Origin of the sequence: Microcoleus sp. BM001215392 (genome assembly GCF_036700185.1) — a bacterium.
GTDB lineage: Bacteria > Cyanobacteriota > Cyanobacteriia > Cyanobacteriales > Microcoleaceae > Microcoleus.
Genome location: NZ_JAUBOJ010000251.1, coordinates 1 through 11077 on the forward strand (window position 1 = coordinate 1; position 11077 = coordinate 11077).

At 44.9% G+C, this 11077-nt stretch carries 11 protein-coding genes; 7 read left to right on the forward strand and 4 right to left on the reverse strand.

Features of this window, described 5'->3' with window-relative positions:
- Positions 1-188 precede the first annotated feature (188 nt).
- Positions 189-1466, reverse strand: a complete 1278-nt coding sequence (locus tag QT974_RS22795; protein WP_333470701.1) for a lipid-A-disaccharide synthase — start codon at positions 1464-1466, stop codon at positions 189-191.
- 36 nt (positions 1467-1502) lie between these two features.
- On the opposite strand from QT974_RS22795, the gene QT974_RS22800 reads away from it, so the two are divergent.
- Positions 1503-1979, forward strand: a complete 477-nt coding sequence (locus QT974_RS22800; RefSeq protein ID WP_333470702.1) for an ankyrin repeat domain-containing protein — start codon at positions 1503-1505, stop codon at positions 1977-1979.
- A 106-nt stretch (positions 1980-2085) separates the two neighbouring features.
- Here the strand turns inward: QT974_RS22800 and QT974_RS22805 are convergent, their stop codons facing one another.
- A complete protein-coding gene (locus tag QT974_RS22805; protein WP_333470703.1) occupies positions 2086-3153 on the reverse strand; it encodes a calcium-binding protein in 1068 nt (355 codons plus the stop codon).
- A gap of 132 nt (positions 3154-3285) precedes the next feature.
- Positions 3286-4275, reverse strand: coding sequence for a calcium-binding protein (locus QT974_RS22810; protein WP_333470704.1), 990 nt, complete (start codon positions 4273-4275; stop codon positions 3286-3288).
- 511 nt (positions 4276-4786) lie between these two features.
- On the opposite strand from QT974_RS22810, the gene QT974_RS22815 reads away from it, so the two are divergent.
- On the forward strand, positions 4787-8782 hold the full coding sequence (locus QT974_RS22815; RefSeq protein WP_333470705.1) for a magnesium chelatase subunit H: 3996 nt from the start codon (positions 4787-4789) through the stop codon (positions 8780-8782).
- Between the two features lie 68 nt (positions 8783-8850).
- Here QT974_RS22815 and QT974_RS22820 read toward each other — a convergent pair whose 3' ends face one another.
- Complete coding sequence (locus tag QT974_RS22820; protein WP_333470706.1) at positions 8851-9432, reverse strand: hypothetical protein; 582 nt, start codon at positions 9430-9432, stop codon at positions 8851-8853.
- 233 nt (positions 9433-9665) lie between these two features.
- Here QT974_RS22820 and QT974_RS22825 point away from each other — a divergent pair, with 233 nt between their 5' ends.
- From QT974_RS22825 to QT974_RS22840, 5 genes are all read left to right on the forward strand, one after another.
- Positions 9666-9965 (forward strand): type II toxin-antitoxin system HicA family toxin, encoded by a 300-nt coding sequence (locus QT974_RS22825; protein ID WP_333470707.1) that lies wholly within the window; start codon positions 9666-9668, stop codon positions 9963-9965.
- 114 nt (positions 9966-10079) lie between these two features.
- Positions 10080-10418, forward strand: a complete 339-nt coding sequence (locus tag QT974_RS22830) for a type II toxin-antitoxin system HicB family antitoxin (protein WP_333470708.1) — start codon at positions 10080-10082, stop codon at positions 10416-10418.
- A 13-nt stretch (positions 10419-10431) separates the two neighbouring features.
- Complete coding sequence (locus tag QT974_RS22835) at positions 10432-10638, forward strand: type II toxin-antitoxin system HicB family antitoxin (protein WP_333470709.1); 207 nt, start codon at positions 10432-10434, stop codon at positions 10636-10638.
- A 77-nt stretch (positions 10639-10715) separates the two neighbouring features.
- Positions 10716-10901, forward strand: coding sequence for a DUF6888 family protein (locus QT974_RS34820; RefSeq protein WP_442933204.1), 186 nt, complete (start codon positions 10716-10718; stop codon positions 10899-10901).
- The coding region (locus QT974_RS22840; protein ID WP_333470710.1) for a DUF6887 family protein at positions 10898-11077 on the forward strand (180 nt) is incomplete at its 3' end. The genes QT974_RS34820 and QT974_RS22840, both read left to right, overlap by 4 nt.

The following is an 11077-nucleotide window of genomic DNA, read 5'->3' on the forward strand; positions in this document are numbered from 1 at the left end:
TGCATCTCTATTTTGCAAGGGCGAAGCATTTCGGCAGACAATTTATTAGTGAGAATCAGAGATTTACTGCCGAAATGCTTCGCCCCTACGCGTATATTTGCAAAAAGTGAGATGCACCCATTAATCTGGATTAAATCTGCGTTCATCCGCGTTGATCTGCCGACATCTGCGGTTTAAAATAAAAACATTTAATTATTATCGGAATTAGATTGCACCTCAATTTCTTCACACACCAATTCAGCAATTTTATGCGCCGCCCCCGATTCTCCCCGAACTGCACGCAAACGATCGCCAACGAGTGCTAATTTTTCAGGATGGCTCAAATAGTCGATCGCCAATTCCGCCACCACCTCCGGTTCCAGCTTCCCAATTAACTCCGGCACAATCTCCTCGCCCGCCCAGATATTCGGCCAAGCATAAAGCTTTCCCCTCCCCAATTGCAGAATCAGCCAATTAATCCCCGTCGCAAAAACAGAACCGACTAACGGCAAATTTGCCAACAATCCCGGCAAACCATCCCAAGCTTTCATCGCATCCAACTGCTGCGTCGGAATCAACACAATCATCGGTACAGCTAACGATCCCAACTCCGCAGTATTCGCCCCCACAGTAGTCAAACACAGACTGCATTTTGATAGCAAATCATAGGCTGGCGTCTCAGTCCAAAGTTCAATTTTTAACCCATTTGCTGTTTGCAAAAACGGTGATTCTGTTACATGAAGTTCGGCGGCTGAGTTGGCAAATAAATGCAAGCAGGGATTTTGTTTTGGGTCGGCAAAACGTGCTAGAGTTTGCACATCTATGGTAGGTGCAACCGGAATTACAAAGCGAGTTTCAGGGCGGACTCGATGAATCGATTGGGCGATCGCCAAACATAACGGTACACCTAAAGCTAGTTTCGCAGCCTTGGAACCGGGTAACAATCCAATTAATTCTATTTCCCGTCGGGGTGATGCGCCGTCTTTTGTCTCCGATTTGCGATCGCCTACTTCCGCAATCAAATCTCCCACAACTGCAAATTTATCAGCATATTTTTGCGGAACTTTAGCCAAAACTTCCGGTTTCATCGCCGCAAACCTATCAATCCAGCGATACCACCGCGCGTCCCATTCCGCATAAGTAACCGTGCGATATTTTAGCCTTTTACCAATAACAACGGTAAAAAATTGGTCGCCGCCTAAAAACAAAACAACTCCGGTTTTGTACCAATCCCAATTTTCCGCAGTTTTGCCCGATAATAAAAATCGAAAAAAATGTTCCGGTGCTTGCACTCTGTCCACTTCTGCATAGCTCAATGCGATTTCTGCTTCTTTCCCCGTGGCGTGCGGACAGGGGGACAGCACCACCGAGATTCGGGCTTCTGTGTCCCTGTTTGCCAATTGCTGGCGCAATGCTTGCACGGTGGGACGCACCCAAGTTGCTAATTCTCCGGGCCCGTTGGAGAGGATTAAAATATCGACTGTCATAGCATTTAAGATTTAAAAGGATACAAGGGAGAATTTATGACAGATTTAATGGATGCCGTCAAGATGGGTGATGTGGCGGCTGTAGAATGTGCGATCGAACAACGTGCAGATATCAACGCCAAAGACGAGGAAGGCGCGACGGCTTTGACGGCTGCGGCTGAGGTTGGCAATGCTGATATTGTCAAAAAATTGCTCGCAGCAGGTGCGGATGCTAAGAGTCAGGATAATGACGGTTGGACGGCGTTAATGAGTGCTGCTGCTGCCGGACATACCGAGATTGTACAGCTTTTGCTGGATGCGGGGGCGGATGTGAATGCTAAAACTATGGATGGTTTGACGGCTTTGATGAGTGCGGCGGGTAGCGGGCGCGCTGAAGTTGTGCAGGTTTTGCTCGATCGAGGTTCCGATCTCAAAGCCAAGGATAATAATACTTGGACTGCCTTAATCTGGGCATCCTCGGAAAATCACCAAGATGTCGTTGAGGTTTTGAAGCTGGCGCGCGATCGCACTTAAAGACTTAGCAACCGGGTTTATTGGAAAAACCCGGTTTCTGGATGGTACAATTAATTATCGGACTCCCAGCAGCGATCGGGCAAATCCGCTAATAGTTACGAGATTTCTAGCCAACTCTAAAGTCTATAGCAGTGTTAGATAATAAATTCAACTTGAGATTTCCGCCGCCTTCAATAACAGCGAGCGTGTCAAATCTACTAATTCCCGAAGTTCCATTGGGAAGGGAGACGGACAAGCCGTTCGTTTGGATAGCTAAATCTCGATTGTTGTTGATCGGAAATATCAACAATTTATCTAAAGAAGGTACTAAATCGTTTGATCCTAGCTGAATGCTATCCTGACCTTGGGTAAAGTTCCGAATTGTAGCAAAACCAGGCCCGATATATAATGTTGTTGCGGGTCTGAATCCCTTACCACCAGTACCTGATAAAAGTTCTCCGAGCTTGAAGAGATCGCGGCCGCTACCGCCAGTGAGAGTATCGAATTCATTACTACCGTCACTTTCATAATTTCGGCCGGCGAGAGTAAAGCTATTAACACTTGGAACAAAACCTACTTCAACTCCAATTAATTCTGTATTTCCCACCCCAGCACCGGTAATGATGTCATTCCCAGAAGAGCCGATAAAAGTCGCAGAGCGGCTGGGATCGTTTTTGCCGAAATTGAAGTAGTGTTCGCGACCAGTTTTCAAGGCTCCAGAGTTGACAAACGGCCGAACATCGGGATTGTTTTGTAAGTATTCTGTTTCAAAAAATGAAGTTCCAAACTGACCGTCTTTGATGCCGAATTGAATGAAATGCTGGTAGCCATTTTTAAAAGTTCCATTCTGAATAAACGGCTGCAACTGTCGGTTATTTGCCAGATAAAATGCTTCGTTATATTCAGGCGATACGCGCGATCGACCTTCTTCGTAACCAAACTGGATAAAGTGGTCTAAGCCTGTAGCAAAAGGTTTGTTTGGGTTGCTAGGATTGCGGACTAAGGCAGCGATGTCGAGATTTCCAGCAAGATAAGTATCTTCGTCAAAATACCGCGATACTTTAGTTAAGCCACCAGGTTGACCGAATTTTTCAAAGTGTTCTCTTCCAGATTTGACGATTCCGGCATCAATGGCTGGTTTGACCCAGGGATATGAGGCTAGGTAGTATTGTTCGTCAAAAATTGCGTAATTCATGGTTGCTCCTTTAAGAACCTAAAGTGCGATCCGATCGTACTTGTTTATAGTACAATTGTCCACAACACACAAAAAAGTCATTAATCATCACTATTAACTGATGACTAATGACCAATGACCAATGACTAATAACTATCCGATCGAGAAAGTACCGTTACCGTTAGATTGTTGGAATACCAAATTCAAACTTCCTCCTCCTTCAATCACACCCAGCACATCTCCAAAACGCTGGATTGACAAATTGCTGCCAACGGGAGTCAGGTTGTAGCCATCGCTTAAAGAATTTCCTTGCAGTTGGATCAAATCATCTGCTGCGTTGAAATTCCGAATAGTAGCTTGACCGTTACCCGTATACAGCGGTACTGCGACGCCATTCCCGGCTGTAGCAGGAACTCCGAGCACGAATGTATCAACTCCTGGCCCGCCAGTCAGGACATCAAATTCATTAACCCCAAAGCTTTCATATTGTCGATTTCCTCGGGGATCGATACCTACTTCGACTCCAATCAGTTCATTATTCCCTACGCCAATGCCTGTGAGAATATCGTTGCTGCGGCTGCCGACAAAAGTAGCAGATCGGTTGGGTTCGTTTCTCCCGAAATTGAAGTAGTGTTCCCGACCAGTTCTCAAGTTTCCAGAGTTGACAAATGGGACGATATCGGGGTTTTTTCTTAAGTATTCTGGTTCAAAAAATGAAGTCCCAAAACGACCTTCTTTGGCTCCGAATTGAATGAAATGCTGGTATCCTGATTTGAAAGGTCCATTGGGGCCGATAAACGATCGCAATTCTGAGTTATTTGCTAAGTAAAAATCTTCGCTATACTCAGGAGATACTGCACTGCGGCGCTGTCCTTCATCGTAACCGAACTGGATAAAGTGATCTAGCCCTGTCGCGAAAGGTGCACCTGGATTGACAGTGCGGACGAAAGGTCTGATGTCTGTGTTGACAGTAAGGTAAGCAGTTTCATCAAAATAGCGCGATACTTTGGTTAGACCGCCGGCTTGACCGAATTTTTCAAAGTGTTCTCTCCCGGATTTGATGACTCCTGCGTCAATGGCTGGTTTGATCCAAGGATATGAGGCTAGGTAAAATTGTTCGTCAAAGATTGCGTAGTTAGCCATGTTTTCCCCCAAGAGTTTTGATGAGTTTGATTGTGAATGCTAATTAGCTTTTCATTCATTCGATCGCTGACCCGGAACTTATATAATTCAGAAGTTATAAAATGGTTTTAAGTTCCTGGTAAATATTAAGTTTTGTGAAACATAAATTATCCTATTATTTTATTCTACATTCATAAATTATCTTTCTTTTACATCAGTTAATCTCTCTATCGCAAGTCTGATCTGTTATACAAAAGTTGGAGCTTGTTTCTGGATTTTTTTTCTCAAAGGTTTGTTGATTTTTTTAATATACATAATTTGCGATTAATGTAAAGTAAATTTTTGTAAATAAAATTTGGAGTATTTGCTCAAGGAATTAAGCAAAAAATGTAACGAAAAGTTGCAATAAATTTGTCGAATTGTGTAATTGGCAGGATCGAATCGCCTAATGGCAAGCGTTTTCTGGTAAAAATGCTTATGGGGGAAAAAATTCCCGCTTAGAGAAAACAGCATCTTAAAGGAGCCTAACCGGATGTTCACTCACGTCAAGCCCACCATTCGCCACGTCGTGCCGGAAAACTTGCAAGGGCGATCGCTCATGAAGGTGGTCTATGTCGTACTAGAACCGCAGTATCAAAGCGCCCTCTCCGCAGCGGTTCGAGCGATAAATAACAAAAATCCGAATCTGGCAATAGAAATCAGCGGCTATCTGATCGAAGAACTCCGCAGCCCGGAAAATTACGAGGCCTTCAAGCGGGATGTGGCTGATGCCAATGTATTTATTGCTTCTCTAATTTTTATCGAAGATTTGGCCGAAAAAGTGGTAGCGGCTGTAGAACCGCTGCGCGACAGCTTGGATGTCGCCGTCGTCTTCCCGTCAATGCCGGGGGTGATGCGGCTCAATAAAATGGGCAGTTTCTCGATGGCGCAGTTGGGACAAAGCAAAAGCGCGATCGGCGAATTCATGAAAAAACGGAAGGAAAAGTCCGGGAGTTCCTTCCAAGACGGAATGCTGAAACTGCTGCAAACTTTGCCGAAAGTGCTGAAATATTTGCCGATCGACAAAGCTCAAGATGCCCGCAACTTCATGCTGAGTTTCCAGTATTGGCTGGGCGGTTCCCAAGAAAACTTGGAAAACTTCTTGCTGATGCTGTCACATAAATATGTATTCAAAGGCCAAGAACAGTTAACTTTTCAAGAGCCCGTTGTCTACCCGGACATGGGGATTTGGCATCCTTTAGCACCAGGTATGTTTGAGGATGTCAAAGGATATCTGAACTGGTATAATGCCCGCACAGATATTTCCTCAGACCTCAAAGACCCCCTGGCACTTTGCATCGGTTTAGTGTTGCAGCGCACTCACTTAGTTACTGGAGATGACGCACACTACGTAGCAATAGTCCAGGAATTCGAGGCAATGGGCGCGCGGGTTTTACCGATTTTTGCGGGTGGTTTGGACTTCTCGAAACCGGTGGAAACCTTTTTCTTGGAAGTTGGGCCAAAAGGTGTGGCACCGCTGCCGATCGTAGATGCGGTAGTTTCTCTGACTGGTTTTGCTTTGGTGGGCGGCCCCGCGAAACAAGATCACCCAAAGGCGATCGAGACTTTGAAAAAGCTCAACTGCCCTTATATGGTGGCTTTGCCGCTGGTTTTCCAAACGACGGAAGAGTGGGAAAATAGCGATTTGGGCTTGCACCCGATTCAAGTTGCTTTGCAAGTGGCGATTCCTGAGTTGGATGGTGCGATCGAACCGATTATTTTGTCGGGTAGAGATGGCGCAACTGGAAAGGCGATCGCCCTGCAAGATAGAATCGAAGCAATTTCGCAGCGCGCCATGAAATGGGCAATGCTGCGCCGCAAACCAAAATTAGATAAAAAAGTTGCGATCACAGTATTCAGTTTTCCACCCGACAAAGGCAACGTGGGAACGGCCGCTTACCTCGACGTTTTTGGCTCAATTTACGAAGTATTGAAAGCCCTAAAAGGTAACGGTTACGACTTGCCAGAACTGCCGGATTCCGCCGAAAAACTGATGCAAGAAGTCATCCACGACGCCACAGCGCAATATCAAAGTCCGGAATTGAATATTGCTTACCGGATGTCGGTAGCTGAATACGAAGAATTCACTCCTTACTCGGAACGTTTGCAAGAAAATTGGGGCCCGCCTCCTGGACATTTGAACAGCGACGGACAAAATTTGCTGATTTTCGGCAAACATTTCGGCAACGTATTTATCGGAGTGCAACCTACTTTTGGATATGAAGGCGATCCGATGCGGTTGTTATTCTCTCGTTCTGCGAGCCCGCACCACGGTTTTGCTGCTTACTACACATATTTGGAGCGCATTTGGGGTGCGGATGCGGTGCTGCACTTCGGCACTCACGGTTCCCTAGAATTCATGCCTGGTAAGCAGATGGGAATGTCTATCGATTGTTATCCCGACAGTTTGATCGGCAAGATTCCTAACCTTTATTATTACGCCGCCAACAATCCCAGCGAGGCAACAATTGCTAAGCGTCGCAGTTATGCTGAAACGATCAGCTATCTGACTCCTCCGGCTGAAAATGCTGGTTTGTACAAAGGTTTGCAGGAACTCAGCGAGTTGATTGCTTCCTATCAAACTTTGAAGGATACGGGCCGGGGTGTGCCGATCGTGGATGCGATCGTCGAAAAATGCCGTTTGGTCAATTTAGACAAAGATATCGCCCTACCTCCCGAACAGGAAAGAGGCGTTGCTGCGGGCATGACTGCGGAGGAACGGGATAATTTAGTTGGCTTGGTTTACCGCAAGTTGATGGAGATTGAATCGCGGTTGTTACCTTGCGGTTTGCATATTATCGGCAAGCCGCCGACTGCAATCGAGGCGATCGCAACTTTGGTAAATATCGCCAATTTAGACCGCGAAGAAGACAACCTGATCAGCTTACCGCGAATTATCGCTAACAGTCTGGGACGCGATATCGAGGAAATTTACACAAATAGCGATCGAGGCATTTTAACTGATGTCGAATTGCTGCAAAATATCACCTTAGCCTGTCGGGAAGCCGTCGGCGCTTTGGTGAAGGAACAAACCGATGCGGAGGGGAGAGTTTCCCTAGTTTCCAAGTTAAATTTCTTCAACATGGGCAAGAAAACACCTTGGATTGATTCCTTGCACGCCGCCGGTTACAAAAAAGTCGATCCAGAACCGATTAAACCGCTGTTTGAGTATCTGGAATTCTGTTTGCAGCAAGTTTGCGCTGACAACGAATTGGGCGCTTTGTTGCGCGCGTTAGAAGGCGAGTATATTGTGCCTGGGCCCGGCGGCGATCCGATTCGCAACCCGGATGTTTTGCCTACTGGCAAGAATATGCACGCTTTGGACCCGCAGTCAATCCCCACGACGGGTGCGGTGAAGTCTGCTAAGGTTGTTGTCGATCGGCTGTTAGAAAGACAGCGCACTGATAACGGCGGTAACTATCCCGAAACCATCGCCGTTGTGCTGTGGGGAACCGACAACATCAAGACTTACGGCGAATCCCTCGCCCAAGTGATGTGGATGGTAGGAGTGAAGCCAGTACCCGACGCCTTGGGCCGCGTCAACAAACTGGAATTGCTGTCTTTAGAAGAGTTAGGCCGTCCTCGAATCGACGTAGTAATTAACTGTTCCGGCGTCTTCCGCGACTTGTTCATCAACCAAATGAACTTGTTAGATAAAGCCGTGAAAATGGCAGCGGAAGCCGACGAACCGTTAGAAATGAACTTCGTCCGCAAACACGCCTTGAAGCAAGCCGAAGAAATGGGCATCAACCTGCGCCAAGCAGCAACCCGCGTGTTTTCTAATGCGTCCGGTTCCTACTCATCTAACGTCAATTTGGCGATCGAAAACAGCACTTGGGAAAGCGAAGCCGAGTTGCAGGAAATGTACTTAACCCGCAAATCCTTCGCCTTTTCTTCCGACAACCCAGGAACAATGGAACAAGACAGGCAGATTTTTGAATCATCCTTAAAAACTGCTGAAGTAACATTCCAGAACTTAGATTCTGCGGAGATTTCGCTAACCGACGTATCGCACTATTTCGACTCCGATCCAACCAAATTGATCGGCAGTTTGCGCGCCGACGGTAAGCAACCAACATCCTTCGTTGCTGATACCACAACAGCCAACGCGCAGGTACGGACGCTATCAGAAACCGTGCGTTTAGATTCGCGCACCAAGCTGCTGAATCCGAAGTGGTACGAAGGGATGTTATCCCACGGTTATGAAGGCGTGCGGGAGATTTCTAAGCGTCTGGTGAACACGACTGGATGGAGTGCGACTGCGGGCGCTGTGGATAATTGGGTGTATGAGGATGTGAACGGTACGTTTATCCAAGATGAGGAGATGCAGAAGCGTTTGCTTAACTTAAATCCTCATTCTTTCCGCAAGATTGTCAGCACTTTGCTTGAGGTGAATGGCCGGGGTTATTGGGAGACTTCGGAGAGTAATTTGGACAGGTTGCGCGAACTTTATCAAGAGGTGGAAGACCGGATTGAGGGGGTAGAATAGAGTTATAATGTAGTAGGGCAGGCCCAAAAGCCTGCCCTACGTTTTATTTTGGGTATACAAAATGACTGTCATAGGTCATCGAATGACTTGAATATTGTACTTTTTAACCATTGGGGCATAGACCATTCATCTTGCCAAAGTATGTTATGTTTTTTGCTGTAATAGGTCAATCCTAGTTTAGACCAATACTTTCTCATAATGAGTTGGCCTTTAGTTTTAGAGTATTTACCTTCTAAATCCTTCATAGGTATAGGGTGACAACTTACAATTTCTCCTCTAGCGAACAGTTCTAAGAACAACGCTAATGCTTGAAGAGCATATCCATGTCCTCTAAACTCAGGTTCAATAAAAATATAATCTATATAAAAGAGATATCTGCTACCATAAATTTTTTGATAATTAGTTTTCTTCATAAAGAAGAATTCAGCCACACGAAATAAATCAGAATCAAGGTCATCTGCAAAGCTGACTAATCTTCTGGGTGAATAAGCTAAATCAAATCTGTGCGCTAGTATATAGCCTAGTTGTATATCTTTTTCTTCGTCAGTGTCCTCATCATAAAATTCTGTTTTAATAGGTGTCTTGAAAGGTGTTATTAATAAGTCGTGCCCCTCAACAATATAAGCAGTTGGTTCAATTTGAAAGTACATGACAGTAAATTACAGAGAAGATTAGGTTTTAGGTAAAGAAAGTAAGGGCAATTATAGCAGATCGATCCTGGTTTCGCAAGCTTGTACGAGCGCGATCGTCTTTCCCTGCATCGCCCCTCCGCTTTCCCCCTAATCGGACTTTGGCGAGTATTCTCGAAGAAAGTGGTGTTTGTTCCAGTCTCAAGTAGTCTTGACACGATATTACCTCACACTCTTGACAATGATATCACGAAATGATATCATTTTATTTTAAAACAACAAATAAAATATTTATGGAGCTAAATAATAAACAGCGTAAGATTTTAGAAGCAATTTTTACCGATCCTATACCAGCTAATATTAACTGGCAAGATATTGAAAATTTATTTACAGCACTAGGTGCTGCTGTAACTCAAGGTTCAGGTTCGCGGGTTCGCATTTTATTAAATGAGGTTAGAGCTGTATTTCACGAACCACATCCTCAAAAAGAGACAGATAAAGGAGCTGTTAAATCAGTCAGGGAATTTTTGATAAAGGCGGGGGTTGAACCATGATGACTTAGCTGTTAACGGGAAAATCATTGCGGATAGCCCAAATTAACAAGGGTATTAGCATAAAATTCATCATTCACAAATTGAACTTATTGAAAGAGGAAGAGTATTACAGCCATGATGACTTACAAAGGTTACAGTGCTAGCATTGAAGTAGATTTAGAAGCGGAAATTCTTTTCGGGCGAGTGCTTGATATTAATGACGTAGTGACTTTCAAAGCACAAACTATTGAAGAAGCGCGCCAAGAATTTCAAAACTCCATCGATGATTATCTAGAGTTTTGCAAAGAATTAGGACAGGAACCTGATAAACCCTTTTCAGGTAAACTTCCCTTCCGCACTACTCCCGAACATCACCGCAAAATCTTTATTGCGGCCAAGAAGGCTGGCAAAAGTATTAACAACTGGATGGATGAGGTTTTGATTAAGGCGGCAGAGCAAGCGATGCACACTTAATTAGCTTAGGATAATGAAGTACAAAGTAATCATTGACTGGAGTGAGGAAGACCAGGTATTTATTGCCGAAGTACCTGAATTGCCAGGATGTGCGGCTGATGGCGAAAATTATCAAGAAGCATTGCAAAATCTAGAGATTATTATGCAGGAGTGGATAGAAACGGCTAACGCACTGGGTCGTCCTATTCCTCAACCGAAAGGTCGATCGATGTTTGCGTAGTTGATTGAAGGGTTATAATTTAATAGGGCAGGCAAAATGACTGTTTGCAAATGCTGGGAGTAGATTACGATCGGTGTATGAGGGAACCAACGGCAGAACAGTTACGGAGTTTATATCGGCTGTGTCATCTACTTACAAACATGATGTTCCACCCAATTCACATAGTGCGTTTAGATGAACGGACTCTTAATCTATTTATCTTAGCAGGACAAAGCGAAGAGATTGAGTTTGAAATTCAACCTGATGGGAGTATTGAGCCATGAGTAATGTCAATTATGCTGCAATGAGCGATCGCGAACTAAAGCGATACATTCTCACCTACAGAGACGATCGCGAAGCTTTCTATGCTTACATGGATCGACGGCATTCCCGCCCCCGCAAAGTTACTATAAAACTTGACGATCCAGCTTGGCAAGAGAAAATGATATCAGCTATTCGG